This is a genomic window from Bradyrhizobium sp. BLXBL-03, assembly GCF_051853015.1.
Taxonomy (GTDB): domain Bacteria; phylum Pseudomonadota; class Alphaproteobacteria; order Rhizobiales; family Xanthobacteraceae; genus Bradyrhizobium; species Bradyrhizobium manausense.
Genome location: NZ_CP182470.1, coordinates 6,756,429 through 6,781,399 on the forward strand (window position 1 = coordinate 6,756,429; position 24,971 = coordinate 6,781,399).

Below are 24,971 nucleotides of genomic sequence, written 5' to 3' on the forward strand. Positions count from 1 at the left end.
ATTTTCAGGCGGGATGCCGGGCGAGCACGTGCCGCGCCAGATCCTCGCAGGTCGGGAACCACACGCCTGGAAGCTTCTTCATCTCGACGATCAGGCGCTCCAGCATATCGACTCTGGAGGCACGGCCCGACACGAAGGGGTGCAGCATGAAGTTGAGATAACCGCCCAGCCTGTACTGGTGCCAGAAGGCACTTCGCCACATCTCGAACACTTCATCCGGATCGAGCAGCCTTTGCGCGGCGGTCTTGCTGCCAGCCCAATTCGCGCTGAAATACATCGCGTCATCGATAGCAAAGTGCACCGGCAGCTGCACCATCCTGTTCATCCCGTTCTCGTCGTCCTGATGGAGCGGTGTGTAGGTGCAGGAGGTCGAGGAATTGTAGATGAAGCCCTGCCGCCGCAGCAGCGCGGGGCTGTGCTCGCTGCGGGTTCCAACGGGACGGCGACCGGCGACGCGTTCAAGCGCGGCGATGGTCTTGAGCAGATGGTCCTCCTCGAGGGCCTTGTCCTTGGGAACGTGATGCTCCCACATGTGATCGGCGATTTCATGCCCGGCTCTGGCCGCGCGGCGCAGGGCTTCCGGATAGAGCTCGCAAATGCGCCCCGGCGTGAAGATCGTGACCTTGATGTCGTGAGCTTCGTACATTTCCAGCAGGCGCCAAATCCCGATGCGGCCGCCGAACTCCCCTTTCGCGAGCTGCATCGGCGGCTCATTCGCAAGCCGGCGGGCCAGCATGGCATCGAAATCCAGCGTGAAGTTCACCGCCATCCGCACGCCGGGCGGAAGCACGAAGTCCGGAATCGGAAAATGCCGCGCCTCATAGGCAAGCGCCACGGCCTTCAACTGTTCGACCTCATCGGCGAGCGCGGCGCTGGTCATCGGTTGCTCCCGGAGACTTTGGCAGGGCGAAGATTCATGCCGACGGCTGCTTCAGCGATCTTGAGACCGGCAAGCACGGAATTGACGACGGGTACGCCGACGCGATCCTGCAGACGTTCCGTCAGCTGCGGCGTGAACCCCATCCCCATGCAGCCCATGACCAGAATGTCTGCGCCATCGTCGACACAGGCGCGTGCTGCTGCCAAAATTCCATTGAAGGCTTCGTCCGGTCTGCGGACGAGATCGAGCACCGAACAGCCGACCATGCGTTCGGAGACGAAGACGTCGGCGACCCCAAGAGAACGAAGGCGCGCGAGCAGCCCTTTGGGCGTGGGATCGGACGACAGCACCGAGAAGCGTTCGCCGAATTGAGCCGCCAGGTGCATCGCGCTGCCGCCCGGCCCGATGACGGGAATATCGGTGAGGTCGCGAATGGCGGCAACACCGGGGTCGCTGAAGCAGCCGATGACGACGGCGTCGTAGCTCTCCGCGATCCATTTCGGAACAGCAAGGAGAAGCTCGGGCACGACCCGGGCGGCGTCGGCGTTGGACTCGACGGCCGACGGCCCATCGGCGAGCGGCCAGACGTCGATGACGACATCGGACGCGGCGGCCTCCGACAAATATGCGCGGCGCCGCTCAATCTCCTCGACCCCGAGGGTACGGTGCATGGGACTGGTCAACTGATAGAGAATTCTGGGCTTCATGTCATCGTTGCTCCCGGGCAAGACGCAGGACGACGACCGCCGGATTGCGTCGTACCTTCCTGCTACTCGCGGCGGACATTCCAGAACACCGGGAAGCTGAAAGGGATCATGCCCTTGAGATCCGAACGGTAGGCCGGAGGTGTCGCAAATTGTCCGGCGAGAACGTAGTTGACGTTGTCGTGGAAGGCAGCCTGATCGTCGCGGTATTTCTTGCTCTCGGCAGGGCTCGACGCTTGGGAATACGCCTTCAGCAGCTTGCTCATCTCCGGATCGCAATACCAGCCGGGATTGTTCTCCAGGCAGTTCAACGACACCATCTGCTGCGCGAGTGGATTGACCAGATCGATACCCGCCATCACCAGCGGGGTCACGCTCCAGCCGCCCTCCGCCACCGGCGCCTTCTTCAGGCGACGCGCCGCAACCGTCGCGTAGTCCGATGTCCGCAGATCGACGTTGAAGCCCGCCTGCTTCAACTGGTCGGCCAGCACGGAGCCCACCGGATTGAGAATGGCGGATGTTCCCGCATGCAGAAACACCACGGGCTCGCCCTTGTAGCCGGCCTCTTTCAGGAGCTTCTGGGCGGCCTCCGGCCCGATGTCGCGGGAATATTCCGTGCCGGCGTCCGAACTTCCGTCGTTGCCGCACATGTAGATCGAATAGCAGGTGCGGTACATGTCGGCCGGTAGTCCCAGACCAGCCATGACGTCTTTCTGTTCGACCGCGGCCTGCAACGCCCGGCGTACAAGCGGATTGTCAAAAGGCGCGTGGGTGTGATCGACATTGATCGCAATCATGTTCTGGGCGATCGCCGGCTGCTTGCCGATCGTCACCTTGGGATTTTTGCGCAGCACGTCGATGTAATCGTAGGGCACGACCTCCAGAAGATCGACCTCTCCCTTCTGCAGGGCCGCGGCGCGGGTCGATTGATCGGGAATACTCAAGAGCTCGATGCGGTCAAAGTTCGCGACTTTCCCACCGGCAAGACCATCTGCCGGCTCGGAGCGCGGGACATAGTCGGGATTGCGGGCGAACACCGCCTTGGCGCCGGGGCGCCACTCGTCTTTCAGGAAAATGAACGGCCCTGAGCCGACGACCTCCGGCACCGCGGTGTTCGCGTCCAGGCGGGCCAGGCGTGCCGGCATCATGACGGGTATCTGATGGCCGGGCTTGCCGAGCGCCTCGATGACGAAGGCGAAAGGCCGCCTGAGCTTCAACTCGAACGTCTTGGAATCGATCACCGTGAATCGCTCCGCGGCATCCATCAGCTGGGCACCGAAGCCCTCGCGCTTGGCCCAGCGTTCGATCGAGGCGACACAGTCCTCCGACGTCACGGGCGCGCCATCGCTGAACTTCAGCCCGTCGCGGAGATGGAAGGTGTAGGTCAGGCGGTCGGAGCTGACCTCCCAGCCGGAGAGCATCTGCGGCTTGTAGTGGCCTTCGCTGTCGATCGCCACGAGCTCGTCAAAAACGAGGTACGCGAACACGCGGGTCGCATTGATTGTGGTGATGATCGGATCGAGAACCTGAAGCTCGGTCTGCAACGAGACTTTCAGCACCCTGTCTTCGGCGTGCGCGGCCTCAGAAGCGCCGGCGAGACCGACAAGTGAAAGCGCGGCTGACAGCACAAAATGGCGCAATCCCACGGAGGACCTCTTTTGTTGCCAGATACTTCGCCGCAGCTTTGGAGCGAAGCATCATCGATCACAGGACTGATCAGTGTTCGGTCGCCTCCCGGCCGATTTGCATCGTTGGCCCATGATGCGAGCTCATTGAGCCGCATCATCGACCCGATGAACCTACCGTCCCCGGCGTTTTTTCAGCAAACCACTTGTTTTGCGGCTGAGCATGATAAAAACTAAGCCTCATGGACACCGCTTCGAAACGGCACCGAGGCGGGTGAAAGGGCAGGTCAGCCGGTGTCACGTCTGTCGAAACGCGAGCGTCCGGCCCGTCGCCGTCTGCCGCCGCTCAACGCGGTGCGCGCTTTCGAGGCGGCTGCTCGTCACGTCAACTTTGCGCTTGCCGCCGATGAGCTGGCCGTGACGCCGGGAGCAGTCAGCCGGCATGTCAAGGCGCTGGAGGTCCAAATCGGCCGCAAGCTGTTCGATCGCTACCCGCAGTCGCTCGAGCTGACGGAGTTTGGCCGGACCTGGCTGCCCGTCGTGTCCGAGGCGTTTGATACGCTCGAAAGCGGGACTGCCCGGCTGCTGTCGGAGCGGCCGCGCGCGACATTCGCATTGAATGCGCCGACGGCTTTCGCCACCGGCTGGCTGCTGCCGCGCTTTGCCCGCTTCCATCGTGAGCAGCCGGAATTGACCATCAGGTTGCTCACCCAACCCGATCTGCCGGATCTTTTGCGTGAGGGTGCTCCTGATGCGGCGATTGCCCACGGCCGAGGCGAATGGCCGCGACTGAACGCCCATTTCCTGTTCGCCGACCGGCTGATACCGATGTGCAGTCCGGCCTACCTCGCTGCACAACGACGGCTTATCGAACCGGCCCATTTGCTCACCGAGACCCTGATCTCCACCGACGACACGGCGCAGGATTGGGCCGCCTGGTTTGCGATGGTCGGACTGCATGGCGAACAACCGCAACGCATGCTGCATTTCGCCAGCAGCGTGTTGCCCGCACATGCCGCGATGAACGGTCTCGGGTTTGCACTGATCGATCCCAGTCTGGTGACGTCGGAACTCGACCTCGGCCGGCTGATTGCTCCGCTGTCTTTCCCCCCGTTGATGCGAGGGACGGGCTGGTACCTTCTGCATTCGCGCGTTCGCCGCAAGGATCCCGTGATGATGACTGTCCGAAACTGGCTGCAACGCGAAGCCGGCTCCAGCGTCCGCCATATGTTTCCGAAACCGGGAGGCGCCTCTCGTTAGGGCTTTCCATTGAATCGGACTCCCGCGAATTGATCGAGGACATCAGATGAACCCCAGCGATTTGCCCGGCCAACCCGGTGTCGTTCCTCCCGGAGCGATCGGCCATAATCGCGGCGTTGTCGGCCGCAACTTCGCGTTCATCCCTCCGGAGGGTGTGTTGGTCAGCAGGCTTCCGGCGTGGAGATCGACAGTCGTGCGCTTTCTGGCAGCACCATCGCTCGGCGCCGGCTTTGTCCAGTTCGTGCTGGAAATCGAACCGGCCGGAGGTACGGCCCGGCCGATCTGTGTGGATCTGCAGCACTTCTTCTATGTCGTGGCAGGCGAAGTGGACGTGACCATCGGCTCCGACTCCACAGTGCCGCTCGGAGCGGGGGCGTTTGTCTATGTACCGCCCGGCCTGTCATTTGCGATGACGTGTCGCCCCACCGCGCCAGCGCGCATCATCGCCGTCAAGAAACGCTATGAGGAAGCCGAAGGCATTGCCGCCCCAACGGCGATCATCGGCCAGCAGCAATCCATGCCGATGACGAACCATACCGGATTACAGGGCCGCGGGTTCAAGCACCTGCTGCCGCTGGGCGACCTGAGGTTCGACTTCGAAATGAACCTGATGTTTTTCCAGCCCGGCGTCTGCTTCCCGGCGGTGGAAACGCACATCATGGAGCACGGATTGTTCATGCTGGAGGGGCAGGGCCTCTATTATCTTGGCGGCGGCTGGCACGAAATCTGGGTTGATGATTTCATCTGGATGGGATCGTTCTGCCCCCAGCAATTCTATCCCACCGGGCTCAATCACGCGGTCTATCTGCTCTACAAGAACGTCAACCGCGACGTCGTCCTCTGACGCCGCGCCCACGGCTGTCGACCTGAGAAGCGCAGCTCGCGCCGCGGCCCGCGACTCTCTGCTCGATCACATCACCGATGCAATTGATCCGTTGGAGCAGACCCGGTTGCCGGAGCGGTGCGACGCGGTGCCGGCGGTCGTACGTGCGGCGGACGCAATGTCGCGTCATTGTTCGGCTTGGTGATCGCCGGAGATACGGCATCGGCGGGCTCCGCGCGAAGCGGAGCGGCATAGAGTGTTGCAGCGAGACAACCGATCGCAATCGTCCTCACCATTGTCGCCTCCTCGGCCAGACGAGCTGCCGGATAGCAGCGCTGAAGCGTGGCGAAGGTAAGACCAAGGAAGCTTACCGGCCTCGTCCCCGCGACAGGATGAACGCGCCCCTTCGCGCCTCAAGCTCCGGCCACGGCGGTCGCGGGTGGCTCGCCGCGCAACTGCGCCATCAGAATCGTCCGCGAGGCGACAAGATGGGCACGCATTGCGGCTTCTGCGGCATCGGCATCGCGGCGTTCGATCGCGACGATGATCGCCTCGTGTTCGCGGTGCACCACCTCGATCCGCTGCCGGGTTCGTAAGGTCACCGCCGTACTCTGAAACCTGCAGATCTGCAGCAGCGGATAGAGCTCGTTGCAGATGATGTCGATGAGCCAGCGGTTGCGACTGCCGCGCACGATCAGCGTGTGCAAATCGTCGCCGGCGCTGCGGACACGGAACACGCCATCGACGCCTTCGCGACGATAGCTGTCCTCGAAAGCGGCGAGACGGACGCGCAGCTGCCGTGTCTCGTGCAGCGTCATGTTCTCGGCGGCCTGCCGGCTCGCCATGCCCTCGAGCGCTTCGCGCGTCGTCAATAACTGCTCCAGATCGTCGAGCGACAATTGCACGACGCGGACGCCGGAGAATGGCGTGCGTTCGAGGAGTTGGCGCCCCTCGAGGGTGCGGATCGCCTCTCTGAGTGGACCTCGGCTGACGCCGAACCGGTCGGACAGGGCCTGCTCCGAAAGCTTCTGCCCCTGCGCCAGCTCACCGGTGAGGATCGCCTGTTCAAGGCGGGCGACAATCTGGTCGACGAGAGCGCCGCTGGCTGGCTGTAACGTCATGATTCTCATCCGGAATTGTCTCCTGCCAAGACTACCAGAATCACAGTCATGGGCCAGTAAATTGTTGCCAATATAAGATATTGTTGACAATCTTGCTTATTGTATTCAATCTCCTGAGGTAGAAACGCCCATTCTCCAGGGGAAGTCCAAGTGAGCATCACGGCTATCGCCGAGCGGCCAGCCGAGCCGTTGCCGCATGCGCACGCCGCGGCGATCACCGCGCGCATCGATCGGCTGCCGGAGAACAGGCACACATGGCGCCTCGCAGTCCTGATCTCGCTGGCGGGAATGTTCGAAGTCTACGACCTCTATCAGACCGCCTACGTCCCAACCGGCCTGGTGCGATCAGGCATCTTCTCGGAAGGCGCCAAAGGATTGTTCGGCCTGCCGGACCAGGCCGCGTTTGCGTCTTCAACCTTCCTTGGATTGTTCATCGGCGCGATCGCGTTTGCCTCGGTCGCCGATCGCTTCGGCCGCAAGACGATCTTCCTGTGGGCGCTGGTCGGCTACAGCATCGCGACGCTGGTGATGGCGCTGCAATCGACCGCAAACGGCATCCTCGCGTGCCGCCTGCTCGCCGGAATTGGATTGGGCATCGAGCTGGTCACCATCGATGCCTACCTCGTCGAAATCGTGCCGAAGCATATGCGCGGCAAGGCGGCGGCGATCATGCACGCGATCGCCTATCTTGCGATCCCGCTGGTTGCGTTCGTTTCCTATTTGCTGATTCCGCTCGATCCCCTTGGCGTTGCGGGCTGGCGCTGGGTTGTCCTGATCGGCGCAGGTGGCGCTGCCTTCGTGTGGTGGTTGCGCGTCAATCTGCCGGAGTCACCGCGGTGGCTTGCGCAGCACGGCAACATCGAGGCCGCCGATCGGATCGTCAGCGAAATCGAACAGCAGCTCGAGCAGGACCTTGGCCATGCGCTGCCGGCGCCTGCGCCTGAAATTGTCGGCGTCCCGCGCCGCGCAAGCTTTGCGGAAATCTGGCAGCCGCCTTATCGGCAGCGCACCATCATGCTGATGGCGTTCAATTTCTTTCAGACGATCGGCTTCTTCGGCTTCACCAACTGGCTGCCGACATTGCTCGCGGCGCAAGGGCACTCGATCACCAAGAGCCTGTTCTACTCCGCCGTGATTGCGGTGGCCTTTCCGCTCTGGGCTGTGCTGTGGGGCTTTACCGTCGCCGAACGCTACGAGCGCAAATGGCAGATCGTCGTCGCTTCAGGCGCCACCGCCGGGCTCGGCCTGATCTTTGCCATGCTGACGGTTCCCTCGCTGCTGATCCTGTGCGGTACGCTGATCGTCGGCGCCAACACACTGATGTCGTATGCCTACCATCCCTACCAGGCCGAGCTCTATCCAACCGAGGTGCGAGCCCGCGCGGTCGGCTTCGTCTACTCGTTCAGTCGCCTGTCGACGGTGTTCACGAGCTTCATCATCGCGTTTCTTCTCAGGGACTTCGGTGCACAATGGGTCTTCGTGTTCATCTCGCTCAGCATGTTCGTGGTGATGGGCTCGATTGGCATCTACGGTCCGCTGACACGCGGACGTTCGCTTGAAGACATTGCGCGCTAGCGCAACTTCATTTGTCGCAAGAGGTGATCAGGTACATGACCGAGAGTGTAAATCTGTCCGACACGGTGAGCGTCATCGTCCCGACGGGGATGCTGGGCGCCGGCGTCAATCGCACGCAAATCCAGTACGGCCTCCGCCGCGGCGCCAGCGCCATCGCGGTGGACTCCGGATCGACCGATAGCGGGCCGGCTTATCTCGCGCGCGGCGTATCGAAGATGAACCGCGAATCCATCAAACGCGACCTGCAGATCCTGATGGCGGAAGCGTATACGGCGAAAATTCCATTGCTGGTCGGAAGCTGCGGCACCAGCGGCACCGACAGCGGCGTCGATTGGACCCGAGACATTGCGCTCGAAGTGGCCGCCGAGCTCGGCATCGCCCCGAAGATCGTCTGTCTCTACAGCGAGCAGAAGGCGGACGATCTCGTCAGGAAGAACGGCGAAGGAGAGATCACGCCGTTGCCGCCGCTAGGCCCGGTCAGCGACGCCGACCTGAAATCCTGCGAGCATATCGTCGCATTGATGGGACCCGAGCCGTACATCGCAGCGCTGGAGGCCGGTGCTGACATCGTGCTTGGCGGACGCACCACCGACACGGCGGTGCTCGCCGCGGTTCCCTTGATGCGCGGCGCCGGCATCGCGCAAGCCTGGCACGCCGCCAAGATCGCCGAATGCGGCGGTCAATGTACGGTCAATCCCGGGCTCGGCGGCGTGCTGATGCGGGTCGGCCGCGACGCCTTCGAGATCGAGCCGCTCGATATCGACAACCAGTGTTCGCCGGAGACCGTGTCCGCGCACCTGTTGTACGAAAACAGCGACCCGTTCACGCTGACCGAGCCCGGCGGCGTGCTTGATGCCCGGGATGCGGACTATCGCTGGGTCGATAACCGCATCACCCGCGTCACCGGCTCGCGCTGGACGCCGAAGCCCTACACCATGAAGCTCGAAGGCGCCCGCGGCGGTGATTTCCAGACGATCATGCTGATCGGCATCGAAGATCCGGAGGTGCTCGCCAATCTCGACGAATTCCACGATCTCATGCTGGAGACCCTGACGGGGCGCATCAGAAAGACCTTTGGTGACGAAGCTGTTCGCTTCGATGTGTCGCTGCGCATCTATGGGTGGAACGGCACGTCCGGCCGGCCGGTGCCGCGGGACACGGTCCCGCCGCGCGATGTCGGCGTGATGTTCGTGGTCACGGCGCCGACGCAGGACCTCGCCAACCGGATGGCGAAGGCGTGCAACCCCTATTTCTTCCACACGCCGCTGCGCCCGGGCATCGAGATGCCGAGCTATGCATTCCCGTTTACGCCAGCCGAAATTCCGCGCGGCCAGGTGTATGAGTTCGTTCTCAACCACGTCGTGCGAACGAGCGACGCCTTCGAGCTCGTGCGCAGCGTGAGCATCGACCCGGCGGATGCGAACAAGGGGGCACTCCATGCCTAAGCTCAGCGACATCTGCCGCCACGTCCGCTCCAAGAATGCCGGGCCATTTTGGGTGACGGTCGACCTTTTCTTCGATGGCGAGGAGAATTTCAGGCGCTATCGCGATACGCCGGCGCTGTCGCCGCAGACATTTGCGCGCTTGTTCGGCACCAATCCCGACCTGGTCAAACGCATCCCGGTCGACAATCTGCACGTGATCAAGATTTCCTATCCGCGCCCGCATCCGCAAGGCTGGATGCAGGAACGCGACATGCATGCCGGGCAGCAATTCGCGCGCCTGCTGGACCTTGAGATTGATTAGGCGCGTCCGGCCTTTGTCAAACGCGAGTTCGGCTGCTCCACGCGGTCGCAGAGATCACGTGGCGGCAGCAGCCTGGTAGAGGCGATCGCGCAACCAGGCGTGGCCTGCGTCCTCCTGGTTGCGCGGGTGCCAGAGCGCGACGATGCGGGCGGGCGGCAGTTCGAGCGGCGGCGGCGCCAGATCGAGCTCGTGGGCGAAGCGCATCAGGAATCGCCGCGGCAGGGTGCAGATGCAATCGCTGTGCGCGAGGATGACGGGGGCAAGCGCATAAGTCTGGATGGAGACCGCGACACGTCTGCTGCGGCCGAGCGCTGATAGCGCGTCGTCGACCAAGCCCGCAAAGCCGCCGCCATCTGCGGAGATCAGCAGATGATCGCATGCGCAAAACGCGTCGAGATCGAGCGCGTCTGTGCCGCGCGGATGGCCCTTGCGCTGCGCGGTCAGGAAGCTGTCCTCGAACAGCGGACGCTGCATCAGCTCGCTGCTGGTCCCGCCGGGTCCCGTGACCAGGATATCGATCTCGCCACGTTCAAGGCGATCGACGATGTCGGGCGTGGGATGAACGAGGGCGAGCCGCGTGCGGGGCGCCATCGCGGTCAATTGAGCGACGAAACCTGGCGCCAGTGTCACCGCCGGATTCTCGTGAATGGCAACGACGAAGGTGCGCTGGTCCCGCGCCGGGTCGAAAGCGGCCGGCCCCTCCACCATGCGGCGCAACCTGCCGAGCACTTCGGCGAGTTCCGCCTGCAGCTGCAGGGCTCGCGGTGTCGGCACGACGCCCCGTCCCGCCGCTGCCGGCACGAACAGCGGATCGTCGAACACCTGCCGCAACCGGTTCAGCCGGGCCGACAGCGCCGGCTGCCCGATGTTCAGCCGCAATGCCGCACGGGTGACGTTGCGCTCGCGCAGGAGCGCCTCCAGCGCAAGCAACAGGCCGAGGTCGATCTCGGCGAGGTCGGCATCGTCGGCCGACCGGCCCGGACCGCGTTCGACATCCGCCATCGCGGCACCTCCATTCAAGGCAAGAAGATCGCGGCCGCATGAGCCGCACCGAGAGAGGTTAAGGCCTTCACGCGGGCATGAAAAGCAGCCCGCCGCAAGGCCCTGATATCACCGGCATCGATGAGACGTATCGAGCCCACGGCCCTCCCGGACGCGGCGCCCGGCGCGTACCTCACAGCCACGGCGGCAGGTCCGGGATGTCGGCAATCTCGCCGGATCCGGCGCCGACCGAAGCGGAGGACGCTCAGTGACGAAGGAGACGAAGGCTTATCGCGTCGGCGATGCCACCATCACCCGGATCGACGAACTGTCGCTCGCGGCCTTTCAGTTCGACATGCTCTATCCGGGCGCGGACCCGGAGGCGCTGCAGCGCCAGCGCGCGCGGCTCGAGGCCGGCTCGTTCGATGCCACCACCGGCACGTTCATCCAGAGCATCCACAGCTGGCTGGTCAAGACACCGCGCCACGCCATCCTGATCGATGCGGCGACCGGCAACGACAAGAACAGGCCCGACATTCCGCCGCTGCACCGGCTCAACGAGCCCTTCCTCGCGCGGCTGCAAGCTGCGGGCGTCACGCCTGAGGAGGTCGACTATGTGCTCCTCACCCATGTCCATGCTGACCACGTCGGCTGGAACACGCGCCTTATCGACGGAAGCTGGCTGCCGACGTTTCCCAACGCGACCTACATCTTCTCTCGCATCGAGCAGGCCTATGGCGAGAGCCTGGCCAATGGTGAGGAACCAGCGACGAATCCGGCCTTGGGCCCTGCCCTGCGCAAGCCCGCCGACCGCGTCTATGACGATAGCGTACGCCCGGTGATCGATGCCGGCCTGGCACGGCTCGTCACTGTCGACGGCGGCGAGGTCCTGGAGGGAATTTCGTTGATCCCGACGCCGGGCCATAGTGTCGACCACGCCTCCATCCGCCTCGTCTCTCGCGGCGAGCAAGCCCTGTTCGCGGGCGACGTGATGCATCACCCGCTCCAGGTCTACGAGCCCTCGCTCAATTCCTGCTTCTGCGAATTCCCCGACGCAGCACTTCGCTCGCGCAAATTCGTGCTGGAGGACGCGGCCGAGAGCGGCGCAACCGTCTTCACCACCCATTTCGCGCAGTCCTCCACCGGGCGCATCACGCGCAGCGGCGAGCGCTTCGCCTGGCAATTCCTCTGACAGAAGGAGAATGACGATGGACCAGACCATTCCTGCACATGGATACAGGCCCGACCTCGTGGTCGAGGATTTCACCGTCCCGAGCGACACGCCGGGGATTTCGCTTCACCTGCGCAACAAGCGCGCCAGTGCGCAAAAGACTTTCTCCGCCGAGCGGAGCATTTTGATGGTCCATGGCGCGACCTATTCGTCGGCCAGTCTGTTCGACGTGCCGCTCGGTGGCCGCTCCTTCATGGATCATCTCGCCGCGCAGGGCTTTGATGTGTTCGCACTCGACGTGCGCGGCTATGGCGGATCGACCCGGCCGGCTGAAATGGACGCGCCGGCGCAGGACTCCGCGCCGCTCGTTCGCACCGAAGTCGCGGTGCGCGACCTCGCCAGCGCGGTCGACTATGTCCTCGCACACCGCGGCATCCCGCGCCTCAATCTCGTCGCCATGTCCTGGGGCGGCTCGGTGGCGGGGGCTTATACCGCCGGCAACAACGGCAAGGTCGCGCGGCTGGCGCTGGTCGCGCCGCTGTGGCTGCTGAACACCCCTGCCCCGATTGATTCCGGTGGCGCACTCGGTGGCTACCGCAAGGTCGCCGTGCTCGATTTCAGGGAGCGCTGGCTCGCCGCGGCGCCGGAAGCGGCACGCGCGAGCCTGATCCCGGAAGGCTGGTTCGAGCGCTGGGCGGAAGCCTCGCTCGCGTCAGATCCGCTGGGGAACGCTGAGCGCCCCCGCGTGATGCGCGCGGTGAATGGTCCGATCCAGGATATCCGCGATTACTGGGGCGCCGGCAAAGCCTACTATGATCCGAACGACATCCGCGTCCCCGTGCTTCTCGTTCATGCCGAATGGGACCGCGATGTGCCCATGGCCACGATGCAGGATCTGTTCAGTTCGCTCAAACGGGCGCCGTACAAGCGATGGGTGGAAATCGGCGAAGGCACCCATATGGTGCTGCTCGAAAAGAACCGCATGCAGGCCTTTGACGCCATCAGCCAGTTCCTGGCCGAACGCGATCCGTAGGGAACCCCACCAGGCTGACGTCGCGCAGGATTTTGCACAGAGCTGGAACCGCCCGGTAGCGAAGACGGAGGCTCCCATGTTCCGCATGCTCGCATCAGCGCATCGCAGGGAACGTCGGCAGCTACGCGTCGTTGATCCCTCTCGAAACTGGAGGACAGACATGAAGATCGTTCCAAGCATTGCCGTGATTGCCGCGACCATCGCGGTGACTGCGATGGCGACCCCGAGCTTCGCGCAAGGCCCGGGTCCCTGCACGAGCTCAGGCAACAACGCGGTCGGCGCCGAAGGCCCCGCCATGAGTGGTGGTCAGTTGATGGCCGGCGTTGGAAATTGCCGTCACCGCCACGCAAGGTGGCGCGATAGCTACGGCTACTATCAGGCGCCGGCCCGCACCTATTATGATCGCGGCTATTATGACCGCGGCTATTACGACGGCGGATATGACGGGCCTGGCGTCACGATCGGCGTCGGTCCCGGTCGATGGTAACAACAGAACTGAGGCCGCCGCGAAGGCGGCCTCTTTCATTGCGGGAGCCTTTCAGGCTGCGCCAGCCTCGCACCAGCCTGGCACCAGAAATTAGCGCGACGGGACGTCGTCTCCATTTCTGGTCAGCTCATGAACCGCAGAGAGCGCCGGGCCGCGGCCAGGCAATCCCCACAAGTCGCGTCGCAGCATCTGGTGACCGCTAAGAGCCTGGAGGCCGCGAAGCAGGGCCAATCGCTGTTCAAGCTCGGCCGGTATGCCGAAGCCCTGGAATGCTTCGACGCATTCGAAAAGTTCAATCCCGATGTCGCACCTCTGTATCAGACGCGCGGGCTTTGCCTGCAGCGGCTGGGCCGGCTTGCGGAGGCGCAGGCCGACTTCGAGAAGTCCATTGCGCTGAACCCCCTTGAGGCCGAGACGCACAAGAATCTCGGCACGCTGCATGCGAGACTGGGCCGGATGGAGCAGGCCTTTGCTAGCTTCGATCGCGCGCTCGCGCTTCGTCCCGACTTTTCCGCGGCGCTCAACGAAAAGGCGCGGGCACTGTGGAGCCTGCAATTGCTGGATGAGGCCTTCGCGACGTTTCACCGATCGCTGGCGGTCGCCCCCGACAATGCGGATACAATCTGGAATCTCGCGCTGCTGCAGATGCTGACCGGAGATTTCGAGCGGGGCTGGCTTGGACGCGAGGCCCGCTGGAAGGCGCCGTCTTTGGGCCTTGCGGAGCGCGGCTTTTCGCAAGCACGCTGGCTTGGCGACCACCCGCTCGAGGGCAGGACCATCCTGCTTCATGCCGACGAGGCCCTGGGCGATTCCATCCAGTTTGTGCGTTACGCGCCCATGGTGGCCGCGCTCGGGGCTCGGGTCATTCTGGAGGTCAAGTCTGCAGTCCGGCCGCTGCTGGCCGGGATCAGCGGCGTCGCAGATTGTATCGACCGGTCGTCGACGCCGTCGCTGGCGTTCGACCTGCACTGCCCGCTCGGTAGCCTGCCGCTGGCGTTCGGGACGCGCCCCGATACGATTCCGTTCGCGGACGGCTATCTTCCTGCACCGCCGGCAGCGCGTGTGGAGTCGTGGGCGAGCCGGCTCGGCCCCCGCACGCAGCTTCGCGTCGGTCTGGTCTGGTCGGGAGACCCCGGTCACAAGAACGATCACAACAGGTCGATCGCACTGCGCGCGCTTGTGCCGCTGCTGGATTGCGACGTCCAGTTCGTCTCCCTGCAGAAGGGCATTCGCGATGCGGATCGCGCCTTCCTCGCCGGACGCTCCGACATGATCGACCTGACCGAGCAGCTTACCGATTTCAGCGAGACCGCGGCGCTGGTCTCCTGCCTCGACCTGGTGATCTCGGTCGACACCAGCGTCGTTCACCTCGCCGGCGCGCTTGGCGCACCGGTCTGGACCATGCTGCCCTTCAACCCGGATTGGCGCTGGCTGCTCAATCGCGGCGATAGCCCGTGGTATCGGTCGATGCGCCTGTTCAGGCAGAAGAAGCGGGACGACTGGGCCGGCGTGGTGGACAGCGTTCGGCGAGAGCTGGAAGGAAAAATTGCTGCGTGGCAGGCCCGGCAGAGCGGAAGCCATCCTCCCGGCTAAAGCGCGATGAGATTGGGTTGAATCGTCATCGCGCTTTAGCTCTTTGTTTGAGCATAATCTTTTCGGAAAACCGCTTCACACTTTTCCGGATCATGCTCTAACCCTCCACCCGGTAAAGCCGCCACCGCGCCGGCACGCCCTTGAGCTGGTGGCTGCCGTGATCGCTGAGGCGGATCTGGGATTGCGCCGCGAGCAGGTCCTTCACTGCGCTCGAGACCAGCACTTCGCCGGCGCGCGCCTTGGCGGCGATGCGGGTACCGATGTGGAAGGCAAGACCGACCATCTCGCCGCCGCTGATGCTATATTCGCCGGCGTGCAGGCCGACCCTGATCTCGAGGCCGAGCGTGCGCACGGCTTTCTGAATCGCGGCTGCGCAACTGATGCCAGCGGCCGGCGACTTGAAGGTTGCCAGCACGCCGTCGCCGGTCGTCACGACTTCCTTGCCGCGGCACGTCTTCAGCTCCTTGCGGACGGCGGCATAGTAGAGGCCCATCACCTTGGTCCAGCGCGCATCACCGAGCTTTGCGGCCTTTGCCGTGGAGCCGACGATGTCGACGATCAGAATCGTGGCGAGCGCCTGCTTGAGCTCGGCGCCGCCGTTGGCAGAATTTCTCCTGACGCCAATGGCGCCACTGAGCGGTTCATAGTCATGGCTGCGCCGCCGTGCGATGGCGGATCTGGTGTAGTCCTGGGCGCGCTGCGCCGTGCGGCAGCGGATCGTTTTCTCCTGCGGCAGATGCGTCCAGTAAACCTTGCGGCTCTTGCCGGCGCCCTGCACTTCGACGGCGCCCCATTTCAGGAGCACCACCGAGCCGACCCGCCGCACGCACCACGCCTTCGACGTGTACCCCGATACGTTCGACTGATGCAGGCCGACGCGAAGAAACTTGGGCATGACGATGCGGCTGATGCTGAACCGATGTGGCGGACCTCAAGCGTAATTCGACGCCCGCGCCTTGGCAACAGCGCGCGCTCGCGCGGCGGGGCCTAGGCCCGCGCGGCCGGCTCAAACGCGAACAGCTCGATCGGGTCGCTGAAGCCGCGCACAGCATGCTTGCCGACGCGCTCCAGCTCGAATTCGCGATCGACCAGCTCGGCGAAGTCACGCGACAGCAGCACCTTCTTGCCGATCTGCTTGGTGAGCGCCTCCAGGCGCGAGGCCATGTTGACGGCGGGGCCGATCACGGTGAAGTCGAGCCGGCTTTTCGAGCCGATGTTGCCGTACATGACGTCGCCGACATGGACGCCGATGCCGTAATTCAGCGGCGCGCGGCCCGTGCCGTTGTTGCGCGCGTTCAGGGCAGCCATCGCCTGCCGGGCTTCGGTGACGGCGTGCAGGAGATTGGCGCAGGCGTTGGGCTGGCTGAGCGGAAAGATCGCGAGCAGGCCATCGCCGATGAATTTCAGGATCTCACCGCCATGGCGGGCGATCGGGTCCGACATCGCGTCGAAATAATCGTTGAGCAGATCGATGACGTCATCGCGCGGCCAGTTATCGGAGATTTTTGTGAAATCCCTGAGGTCGCAGATCATGATCGCGGCGCGCACCGTCGTGCCGGTGCCGCGGCGCGTGGCGCCGGCGAGGATCAGCTCGCCGGCATGGGAACCCACATAGGTCTCCAGCAGCGTCCGCGCCAGGCGGTTCTTGATGCGAATTTCGCTGACCAGCGCCAGCACCGGCAGCAGCTTCTTCAGGGCCGCGATGTGCGCATCCTCGAAGCCGCCGCGGCGGTCTGTAGCAAAGGTGACGAGATGGCGCTTGCCAAGCGTGTGATAGAGCGGCCAGGCGACATAGTCCGTCAGGCCCTTCGAGCGCATCTCGTCGTAGAGTGCGTGCTTGCGGCCGAGCGCCGGATCCCGTTCGAGATTTTCGCGCACTTCAGTTGCGCCATTCTGCATCTCGTTGGCGGGACTGCCGATATATTCGGAGCGCTCCCGCACGTCGAAATCGACTCGTGCGATCTCGGCCTCAAGCATGCCGGCGGCCCACATGAAACGCGCCCCCAGCCATTGCGGATGCTGGATCAGCACGTGAAGCGTCGACCGCTGCAACGGAATGCCCGCTTGCTGGACGCGGATGCACATCTCGGCAAAAATGTTGTCGATGAAGCGCTCGTTGTGCGTCCCGGTAGTCAGCCAGTCGACAACGCCGTCGGCTAACGTGGCAGCGGGAATCTTGTCTGACGCGTTCATATCCTGGCCTTCGGCGGCAGTCTTTACGTCAGCAGATATCGTGTTCCGGATGGACCGCGTCAACCTAGCCAGTTGCACGGATTGTACGCATTCGCACGACCGCGGCCTAGCCGGTGAGCCGAATCGATCCCAGCACGGCAAGTCCCGAAACGAATGCCAGCCTGGACGCCTCGGCCAGCTCGACTTTCAGCGTGCAGCCGCCGGGAACGAGAAATTCCTCGCCACTGACCCGAATGCCGCAATCGCCTGATAGCGCGTACACCAGATGCGTGCCGGCGGGCAACGACCGCTCGCCGGGCTCCTTCAGCGCCACCAGCGCGATCTCCGCCGCACCGCGCCGCGCCATCAGATTGACGACCTCGACCGGACCGGCCTCGAGCTCGGTCACGATCTCCATCTCGCCGGTGAAGCGGACGGTCGTGAACGGCTCGCGCTCGTCGAACTCCTGCCCCTCGGCTTTCAGCACCAGCCCGCGCCCGCCGATCACCATCTGCAGCCGGTCAATGCCTGGCATGTGCGAGAACGGCCCGGGCGCGACGATCGGCGTCGAGGCAAAGCGCCACAGCAGGCTGTCCCAGTTCTTCACCTCCGTGCCTGGCCGATGCGCATCCGCGATATCGGTAAAGATGCCGCCGCCGTTCTTCCAGGGCGCACGGGTGTAGTCTTCCGGTTTCAGCAGCGTGGTTGTCATGTCGTGCAGGCGTCCAGCAGGGGATCACCCACGCATCATTAATCGTCTCACGCCCCGGCGTCGAGGCGTATGCCCGAGCTCGCAACCGGCCACGATCTTCGGATTTCCGGCTCGAACCGTGCTATCGTGCCCGCGACGGTCCAACCTTCAGAGAGGCAAGCATGTCTGCAACTGACAAGGTTTTCGCCGGCTCGGTCCCCAAGCTCTACGACGAATATCTGGTCCCGCTGATCTTCTCGGTCTATGCCGACGACCTGGCCAGACGCGTCGCCGCGCTGTCGCCCTCGGACCTGCTCGAGATCGCCGCGGGCACCGGCGCGGTGACACGGGCCGCGGCGGCTCTGCTGCCGTCGGATGTCCGCTATGTCGCGACCGACCTCAACGAGCCGATGCTCGCAGTCGCCAGGCAGCGTCAGGGTGACGATCCCCGCATGACCTGGCGTCAGGCCGATGCGCTGACGCTGCCCTTCAACGACGCCGCGTTCGACGTGGTCTTCTGCCAGTTCGGCGCCATGTTCTTTCCGGACCGGAGCAAGGGCTACGCCGAGACGAGGCGGGTGTTGAAGCCTGGCGGCACCTATCTGTTCAACGTGTGGGACCGTATCGCTGACAATGTGTTCGCCGATGAGGCGACCGCCACGCTCGGCAAGATGTTCCCCGACGATCCGCCGCTGTTCATGGCGCGGACGCCGCACGGCTATCACGACAAGGCGGTCATCAAGGCCGATCTCGAGCGCGCAGGCTTCAGGGACATATCGATCGAAACCCTGACGGCGACGAGCCGCGCGCCATCGGCCGAATATGTCGCGATCGCGTATTGCCAGGGAACGCCGCTGCGCGGCGAGATCGAGGCCAGGGATGCGAGCAGGCTCGAGGCCGCGACCGACGCGGTCGCCGAAGCGATCCGGAAACGCCACGGCTCGGGACCGGTCGAAGCAAAGATTCAGGCGCTGGTGATCACGGCCCGGCCGTAATGCCGCAGCAGCTATGCTCCAGCCTTGCCCTTACCAAAAACTCCGCTGCATCGGCATCGGCTGTGCCGGCTGATAATACTGGTACTGGCCGGCGCGGCGGCGCGGATTGACCGGCTGCGCGTAGGGATCGCGCTGCCCAAAGAAGAAGAAGCCATTACCGCCCCAGCCGTCGTCACTGGCCATTTCCACCGGCGGCGCGGTCGGCTTGCGGGTGATGAAGCCGCCTTGCGGATGATTGCTCAGGACCGCGACGAACTCGGTGCGATAGTTGGTCTCGGCGCTCAAGGGCTCGTCCGAGATGATGATCGAGGACCGCGGCAACGCGGTCGGCGCGATGCGATCCCACACCTCCTGCGGGATCGTGATGCGGTCGAGCGCGTCCTTGGCGTCGTCGCCCTCGTCGATGCTGACGACGCTCCAGCGCAGGCCCGCGCCGCTCTTCGCCATTGCCGTGAAGATGTGCGTGCCGATCGGCTGGTCGGGATTGCGGATGGTGACGGGAACCTCGATGCTGGTATCGAACACCTCACCGCCGCCATCCGGCGCGGGCTTGTGGGTATTGCGCCGAACATAGAGCTTCTGCGTGGCGCGGCTGATATAGACCGAGACCGGCTCCATCGCGAGCTTGGCATCGGTCGCAGCCTTCACAGCCTCGACCTTCTTGGCCGCGGCGACCTTGGCCGCCTCCTTGGTCGTGGCAACCGCGTCGCGCTTGGGCTGAGCGGCGGCCTTGGCGGCGTCGAGCTGGGTTGCGGCATCAGCGGCCTTGGCCGCCGCCTTCTGCTTCAGCTCGTCGGCCTTTGCCCTGGCCTGGTCGTTCTTGGCATTGGCGACCAGCTTGTCGGCATAGGCGTTCTCGGCGTCGGCGCGCGCCTTCTGCTGCTCGAGCTTGCGCAGCATGGCCGGCAGCGATTGCGCCTCCTTCGCCGCAGCAGAAGCGGCCTTCTTGGCTTCATCGGCCGCCCTGACGGCCTCCTCCTCCTCCACGAGGAGTTTGTCCGCACGCGCCGGGGCCGCCGCGATGGCCTCCTTGCTCGGCACGAACAGCGAAGGATGCGAGAAATCGACCGGGGCGGCGTCGTTCGGCGAGATGATCACCCGCATGCCGATATTGGTCTTGTCGAACAGGCGTTCGGCGAAATCGAAGGGCATGCGCACGCAGCCGTGCGAGGCCGCGTAGCCGGGCAGCGGTCCGCCATGCAGCGCGATGCCGTTCCAGGTGATGCGCTGCATGTTCGGCATCCAGGCATCGTCATACATGGTCGAGTGGTGATCCCTGTCCTTCTCGATGACGGCGAAGACGCCGGCCGGCGTCTCGCGTCCCGTCGTGCCGGTCGAGACCGGCGCGCGCAGGATCCAGCCCTCGGAATCGTAGAACGTCACCTGCTGGCTCTTGATCGACACGATCGCCATGATCGGCTCGCCCGCTTCGCGCGGCGCCACCGCCTCAACGGTCTGGCGCGGCTGCTTGGCGGCCAGCGCCTGGCCCGGGGCCGCCAGCGCCAGCGCTAGGGCGAACATCACAACTCCGGGAGCCCCCCAACGTCGCACCGCTCGATTGGATTGCGCCGTCGTCATCAGGTCTTTCATGCCATTCCCCGGTTGTCTGTCCGCACTTGCATCGATGATCCGTCAGATTGCGATCTTCGGATTAAGAATTCGCAGCCATCATCTGTTCCGTTTCCGGCATTATTCGGTCCATTCCAGCGACGAAACTCTCTTATACGAGGGTCCGTGCGGGCGGAAGGGCGGCCCGCGGCCGAGGCTGGCCCGGAGCTGGCGATGGCGGTGACCGCCCGGACGCACTGTCCGCCCCGGGAAGCAGTCTGACTGGATGTGACCAGAATCACAGAAGATCGCGGACTGGCGAAGGTGACGGCATCTGCCAGCGCCAAGCGATCAGGCGAAACGCGTTACGGCGCGCCGACGGCCTTGTTCGCGACGAGGGTCTCGATCTCGGCGTCGCTGATGCCGGCCTCGCGCAACACTTCACGCGAATGCTCGCCAAGCCGCGGCGCCATGCGATGGATGCCGGCCGGGCTCTCGGAAAACTTTGTCGCAGGACGCGCCTGGCGGATGCGACCTTCGGTCGGGTGATCGATATCGGCAAACAAGCCGACCGCCTTAAGATGCGGCTGCTCGCCGAGCTCGGTCAGCTTGGCGAAGGCGGTGTGCGGCACGTCGAGCCGCAGCAATAGCTCCTCCCACTCCGCGGTGGTGCGGGTCGGCCCGATCTCGCTCATGCGGTCGTAGACCTTGTCGATGTTCTGCGAGCGCAGCACGGGATCGCGCACGCCGAGCTCCTCGATCAGCTCGGGGCGGCCGACGGCTTCGAAGAAGGCGCACCAATTCTCCCCCGAATAGGGCAGCATCGTCAGCCAGCCGTCTTTGGTCTTTACCGGACGGCGGTTCTTCATGCGCTTGTAGCCGGTCGGGCCGATCGGCGGATCGAACGCATGCCCGCCCAGCATCTCGATGCTGTTGAAGCCCGCGATCGTCTCCAGCATCGGCACCTCGACCATCTGCCCCTGCCCGGTGCGCTCGCGCCGAAACAGCGCTGCCGAGACCGCACCGACCATCGCCATCGCGCAGATCTTGTCGCCGATCAGGCTCGGGACGAATTGCGGCTCATCGTCCGATCCGATCGACGATGCGAGGCCCGAGGCCGCCTGGATGATCTCATCGAAGGCCGGGCGCGCCGCCCAGGGGCCGTCCTGGCCGAAGCCGGTCGCGGCCGCATAGATCAGCCTCGGATTGAGCTTTGCGCAGTCGGCGTAACCGAAGCCAAGCCGGGCCATTGCGGCCGGGCGCACATTGGTGACGAGCGCGTCGACCGTCGGGACCAGCTTCGCCAGCACCGCCTTGCCATCAGGATGCTTCAGATCGAGCGCGAGGCTGCGCTTGTTGCGGTTGACCGCCATGAACTGGCCGCTCATGCCGCGATTCCGGAACAGGCCGGCGTAGCGCCAGGTGTCGCCGGTGAGTGGCTCGATCTTGATGACGTCGGCGCCCCAATCGCCGAGCATTTGCGCGGCATAGGGACCGAACAGCACGCTGGTCAGATCGAGGACGCGGATGCCGCTGAGAGGGCCTGATGGTGCCATCGTCGCTTCACCGTGGCTGGAGGAGGTGAGACGATACATGGATTGTCAGGCGTGAGATGTGGCGCGGAATTCAGATGCGTATGCGCAAGCCGCAGCCGTCCCGCCTGACCGGTTCGTCAGCTTCGGCGGCTTAGACGCCCAGCGCCTTGCGATTGAACGTCCGCAGGATGCGCAGCGACAGCGTCCGCACATTCGCGACATTGAGAAGCCACGCGACGGCGACGTAGGCGAGGCCGCCCGCAACGCTCACGATGATCAGCGCCGCGATACCGGTGCCGTGGACCTGAGACCGCGCGAGGAGGATCGCAGCTGCCATTGCCGCGGCGGAAGCGGCGACGCCGGCGAGGCTGACGACGTCGAACGGCACGGAATGGGCGCGGTGCATCAGCACGACGGCGACGACGAAGCCGATCACCTCGGTTGCGAGGGTCGCCAGCGCAGCGCCGTAGATGCCGTAACCCCCAACCATTGTGAACATCAGCGCCACGCTCACCACCAGCGTGAGAAACGACTGTGCCGCCAGCATGAAAGGGCGTTCGGCGAGTTGGAAGCTGAGCTGGACGTAGAATTGATTGGCAATGCCGAAGAAGCGGGCGAGCACCAGCGTCGGCAGCAGCGCGGCCACGCCGCCGCGAAAATCGACACCGACCAGCGTGCCCGTGACCTGATCGGCGGCAAGCGCAAGCCAGACCGCGACGGGGGCGACGACGGCCAGCAGCAGCTCGAGGCTCTCGGTCAGCCGCTCCCGCGTCGTGTTCCCCTCCGACAGCGAGCGGAACACCATCGGCACGGTGGCCGCGGCAACGCTGGTGGCGATCATGACCATGAACTGGCGCGGCAGGTCGGCGGCGACGCCGAAAATGCCGGCGGAATCCTTGCCGAGCAGATAGGCGACGATGAGCCGGTCGCTGGCCGAGTAGACCGCGACGGAAAGTCCGGCCAGCGTCAACGGCAGGCCGTAGCGCGCCAGCTGCATGAACTGGCTGCGCGAAAAGCTTGCGACCCTGGCGCGATCGCTGACGAGATTGAGGATGACGCCGGTCAGCGAGCCGAGGCCAAAGGCGGCGAGCAGGCCCATGCCGCCCCAGCCGAGCCAGATCCCGAGCAGGCCGAATCCGACGCTCGCCACGCTGCGTACCATCGAGATCGCCGCGAACCGAAAGGGCCGAAACTTGGCGCGTTCGAACTCCTGGCCGACATCAAACCCGTTCGACATGATCGCGACGAACATGCTGGCGAGCACGAGCTCGACACTGACATCGCTACGGAACAGGAATACCAGGGGGGTCGCCGCGCACATGGCAAGGACGGTCAGCGCAAAGCCAGCCATCGCCGTGCCCCGAAAATCCGCTTCCGCGGACATCGCCTGATAGCGCGACACCGACAGCTTGATCCAGGCGAAGAAGATCGCGCCCAGAATGCCGGCCATGCTCATGCCGACGACATAGACGCCATACTCCGCCGGCGTCAGCAGCCGCGTGTAGGCGGTGACCGCGAAAAAACCCATCGCAGCAGACAGGATGTAGCTGACGAGGTAGATGGAGAAATGGCGGTTCAGCATGCGTGCACGGGACCGGCGGCCTTGAAATCGAGCAGCCGTTATTCAGTTGGACCTTGGCTTGTGAACGAAGACTTGGTGAACGAAGACCTGGTGAACAAAGGCTGGTGATCGGACTGCGCCGCAGCATCTCCCAAAATAGTCATTTAAGTCTGCAACTCGGCCGCCGAATGGGACGGAGCCACCGCTTTCGCGCGTTAGCGTTAAATTTGCCCTGTGCTTGAACGCGCCGCCGCGATCACCGAAAGGAAACCATGATTTTAAAGACGTCGCCCGACGTTTGGTTAATGTGTGGACGTGGCTGAGATGGACGTTGTCGAACGCATAGGGGCAAACCCGAGCGCCCTGCCCCATGCCGGGACGAACGCGTCCCTGGTCCCGGCATCCCCCGGGGACGGGGGCGAGCGGATGACGCTCAATTTGTTCTTCGAGGAGCGTGACGACCGCTGGTTTCCGGGCGACCGCCATGTCCGGCCGCTGGTGCGGCGGATGCTGCTCGGAAAATCCTGGATCAGCGGCCAGCGGCGCGTATTCCTCAATCTCTGCGCCGGGCTCGACCGGGTTGGAATTCCTTATCGCGTCAACGACTACAGCTACATCCGCAAGCATCCGGAGGAGCTCGCCTGCATTCTCGGGCGCCCGTTCGTGCTCGACTGGTTCGCATGGAAGAACCCGCTGCTGCTCGGCGTCGTCATGTACAACCATCCGGTTGACGTGCCCAAGCGTCTCAAGCTTGTTCACGAGAACACGATCCTGGTGCCCTGCGACTGGTATGCGCAGATGTGCCGGCCCTACTGGCCTGACGTCCAGGTGTGGCCGGTCGGCATCGAAACCGATTTGTGGACGCCAACGCCGGCCGCGCAAAAAAGCCTCGACGTGCTGCTCTACGACAAGGTTCGCTGGGAACATGACCGCTACGACAGCGAGCTGATCGAACCGATAAGATCGCATCTCGAAGCGAGCGGTCGCACGGTGGAGGTGATCCGCTACGGCCAATACAAGGAAGACGACTACAAGGCCGCGCTGGCGCGCTGCCGCAGCATGGTATTCCTCTGCGAACACGAGAGCCAGGGCATTGCCTGCCAGCAGGCGCTGTCCAGCGGCGTGCCCGTATTCGCCTGGGACCGCGGCGGCCCGTGGCAGGATCCGGAATATTTCCCGGACAAAGTGAGATACGAAGGCGGCGTGTCCTCCGTGCCCTATTTCGACGCACGCTGCGGCAGCACATTTATCGATGCCGATGGCTTCATCTCCGGCTGGAGCGGCTTCTGGTCGCAGGTGAGCGCGGGCGGCTTCGCGCCTCGCGACTATGTCATGGACAACCTCACGCTCGAAAAGGGCGCGCTGCACTATTACGACATCGCCGAAGCGGTGATGCAGCGCCACGCGCGCTGAGCCAAACATTCGCGACAATTAACCCAACAACAGGAAACCGCGGCGTTGCAAGGCGCC

22 protein-coding genes are annotated in these 24,971 nt (G+C 64.2%); 11 read left to right on the forward strand and 11 right to left on the reverse strand.

What is annotated here, in order from left to right:
- Positions 1–4: 4 nt before the first annotated feature.
- From ACNJX9_RS32305 to ACNJX9_RS32315, 3 genes are all read right to left on the reverse strand, one after another.
- On the reverse strand, positions 5–880 hold the full coding sequence (locus ACNJX9_RS32305) for a polysaccharide deacetylase family protein (protein ID WP_439406051.1): 876 nt from the start codon (positions 878–880) through the stop codon (positions 5–7).
- Positions 877–1,587 (reverse strand): aspartate/glutamate racemase family protein, encoded by a 711-nt coding sequence (locus tag ACNJX9_RS32310; RefSeq protein ID WP_439406053.1) that lies wholly within the window; start codon positions 1,585–1,587, stop codon positions 877–879. Before ACNJX9_RS32310 ends, ACNJX9_RS32305 begins: the two co-directional genes overlap by 4 nt.
- Positions 1,588–1,649: 62 nt before the next feature.
- Positions 1,650–3,230 (reverse strand): ABC transporter substrate-binding protein, encoded by a 1,581-nt coding sequence (locus tag ACNJX9_RS32315; RefSeq protein WP_439406054.1) that lies wholly within the window; start codon positions 3,228–3,230, stop codon positions 1,650–1,652.
- 273 nt (positions 3,231–3,503) lie between these two features.
- On the opposite strand from ACNJX9_RS32315, the gene ACNJX9_RS32320 reads away from it, so the two are divergent.
- Both ACNJX9_RS32320 and allE read left to right on the forward strand, forming a co-directional pair.
- Positions 3,504–4,469: a LysR substrate-binding domain-containing protein gene (locus ACNJX9_RS32320; RefSeq protein ID WP_271598554.1), complete on the forward strand. Its 966-nt coding sequence runs from the start codon at positions 3,504–3,506 to the stop codon at positions 4,467–4,469.
- Positions 4,470–4,515: 46 nt separating this feature from the next.
- Positions 4,516–5,313, forward strand: coding sequence for a (S)-ureidoglycine aminohydrolase (gene allE / locus ACNJX9_RS32325; protein ID WP_057747829.1), 798 nt, complete (start codon positions 4,516–4,518; stop codon positions 5,311–5,313).
- A gap of 392 nt (positions 5,314–5,705) precedes the next feature.
- Here allE and ACNJX9_RS32330 read toward each other — a convergent pair whose 3' ends face one another.
- Positions 5,706–6,413, reverse strand: a complete 708-nt coding sequence (locus ACNJX9_RS32330; protein ID WP_439406056.1) for a GntR family transcriptional regulator — start codon at positions 6,411–6,413, stop codon at positions 5,706–5,708.
- A 150-nt stretch (positions 6,414–6,563) separates the two neighbouring features.
- Here ACNJX9_RS32330 and ACNJX9_RS32335 point away from each other — a divergent pair, with 150 nt between their 5' ends.
- From ACNJX9_RS32335 to ACNJX9_RS32345, 3 genes are read left to right on the forward strand one after another with little or no spacing between them, the layout of a single operon-like run.
- Positions 6,564–7,988: an MFS transporter gene (locus ACNJX9_RS32335; RefSeq protein ID WP_439406057.1), complete on the forward strand. Its 1,425-nt coding sequence runs from the start codon at positions 6,564–6,566 to the stop codon at positions 7,986–7,988.
- Positions 7,989–8,023: 35 nt separating this feature from the next.
- The gene (locus ACNJX9_RS32340; RefSeq protein WP_439406058.1) at positions 8,024–9,433 is read left to right on the forward strand and encodes an acyclic terpene utilization AtuA family protein; all 1,410 of its coding nucleotides are present in this window, start codon (positions 8,024–8,026) and stop codon (positions 9,431–9,433) included.
- The gene (locus ACNJX9_RS32345; protein WP_057747838.1) at positions 9,426–9,734 is read left to right on the forward strand and encodes a DUF4387 domain-containing protein; all 309 of its coding nucleotides are present in this window, start codon (positions 9,426–9,428) and stop codon (positions 9,732–9,734) included. Before ACNJX9_RS32340 ends, ACNJX9_RS32345 begins: the two co-directional genes overlap by 8 nt.
- Before the next feature lie 54 nt (positions 9,735–9,788).
- Here ACNJX9_RS32345 and ACNJX9_RS32350 read toward each other — a convergent pair whose 3' ends face one another.
- The gene (locus ACNJX9_RS32350) at positions 9,789–10,736 is read right to left on the reverse strand and encodes a LysR family transcriptional regulator (protein ID WP_439406059.1); all 948 of its coding nucleotides are present in this window, start codon (positions 10,734–10,736) and stop codon (positions 9,789–9,791) included.
- A gap of 247 nt (positions 10,737–10,983) precedes the next feature.
- Here ACNJX9_RS32350 and ACNJX9_RS32355 point away from each other — a divergent pair, with 247 nt between their 5' ends.
- The 4 genes from ACNJX9_RS32355 (at position 10,984) to ACNJX9_RS32370 (ending at position 14,999) form a co-directional block, all read left to right on the forward strand.
- Complete coding sequence (locus tag ACNJX9_RS32355; RefSeq protein ID WP_439406061.1) at positions 10,984–11,907, forward strand: MBL fold metallo-hydrolase; 924 nt, start codon at positions 10,984–10,986, stop codon at positions 11,905–11,907.
- Between the two features lie 16 nt (positions 11,908–11,923).
- Positions 11,924–12,919: an alpha/beta hydrolase gene (locus tag ACNJX9_RS32360; RefSeq protein WP_439406062.1), complete on the forward strand. Its 996-nt coding sequence runs from the start codon at positions 11,924–11,926 to the stop codon at positions 12,917–12,919.
- A 160-nt stretch (positions 12,920–13,079) separates the two neighbouring features.
- Positions 13,080–13,406, forward strand: a complete 327-nt coding sequence (locus ACNJX9_RS32365; RefSeq protein ID WP_057747848.1) for a hypothetical protein — start codon at positions 13,080–13,082, stop codon at positions 13,404–13,406.
- A gap of 129 nt (positions 13,407–13,535) precedes the next feature.
- The gene (locus ACNJX9_RS32370) at positions 13,536–14,999 is read left to right on the forward strand and encodes a tetratricopeptide repeat protein (protein WP_439406063.1); all 1,464 of its coding nucleotides are present in this window, start codon (positions 13,536–13,538) and stop codon (positions 14,997–14,999) included.
- 97 nt (positions 15,000–15,096) lie between these two features.
- On the opposite strand, the gene ACNJX9_RS32375 is transcribed toward ACNJX9_RS32370, so the two are convergent.
- From ACNJX9_RS32375 to ACNJX9_RS32385, 3 genes are all read right to left on the reverse strand, one after another.
- Positions 15,097–15,894: an adenylate/guanylate cyclase domain-containing protein gene (locus ACNJX9_RS32375; protein ID WP_057747853.1), complete on the reverse strand. Its 798-nt coding sequence runs from the start codon at positions 15,892–15,894 to the stop codon at positions 15,097–15,099.
- Between the two features lie 92 nt (positions 15,895–15,986).
- Positions 15,987–17,192: an adenylate/guanylate cyclase domain-containing protein gene (locus tag ACNJX9_RS32380; RefSeq protein WP_439406065.1), complete on the reverse strand. Its 1,206-nt coding sequence runs from the start codon at positions 17,190–17,192 to the stop codon at positions 15,987–15,989.
- 106 nt (positions 17,193–17,298) lie between these two features.
- Positions 17,299–17,883 carry a HutD/Ves family protein gene (locus ACNJX9_RS32385; RefSeq protein WP_439406067.1) on the reverse strand — a complete coding sequence of 195 codons (585 nt, stop codon included), beginning with the start codon at positions 17,881–17,883 and terminating at the stop codon, positions 17,299–17,301.
- Positions 17,884–18,044: 161 nt separating this feature from the next.
- Between ACNJX9_RS32385 and ACNJX9_RS32390 the strand changes: the two genes are divergently transcribed.
- Positions 18,045–18,857, forward strand: coding sequence for a class I SAM-dependent methyltransferase (locus tag ACNJX9_RS32390; protein ID WP_439406069.1), 813 nt, complete (start codon positions 18,045–18,047; stop codon positions 18,855–18,857).
- Positions 18,858–18,887: 30 nt separating this feature from the next.
- Here ACNJX9_RS32390 and ACNJX9_RS32395 read toward each other — a convergent pair whose 3' ends face one another.
- The 3 genes from ACNJX9_RS32395 to ACNJX9_RS32405 all read right to left on the reverse strand — a co-directional run bounded on the left by ACNJX9_RS32395 (position 18,888) and on the right by ACNJX9_RS32405 (position 23,522).
- A complete protein-coding gene (locus tag ACNJX9_RS32395) occupies positions 18,888–20,447 on the reverse strand; it encodes a L,D-transpeptidase (RefSeq protein WP_439406070.1) in 1,560 nt (519 codons plus the stop codon).
- Between the two features lie 323 nt (positions 20,448–20,770).
- Positions 20,771–22,000, reverse strand: a complete 1,230-nt coding sequence (locus ACNJX9_RS32400; RefSeq protein ID WP_439406072.1) for a CaiB/BaiF CoA transferase family protein — start codon at positions 21,998–22,000, stop codon at positions 20,771–20,773.
- Positions 22,001–22,091: 91 nt separating this feature from the next.
- Positions 22,092–23,522, reverse strand: a complete 1,431-nt coding sequence (locus ACNJX9_RS32405; protein WP_439406073.1) for an oligosaccharide flippase family protein — start codon at positions 23,520–23,522, stop codon at positions 22,092–22,094.
- Positions 23,523–23,825: 303 nt separating this feature from the next.
- On the opposite strand from ACNJX9_RS32405, the gene ACNJX9_RS32410 reads away from it, so the two are divergent.
- Positions 23,826–24,914, forward strand: coding sequence for a glycosyltransferase (locus ACNJX9_RS32410; RefSeq protein WP_439406075.1), 1,089 nt, complete (start codon positions 23,826–23,828; stop codon positions 24,912–24,914).
- The last annotated feature ends 57 nt before the right edge of the window (positions 24,915–24,971 follow it).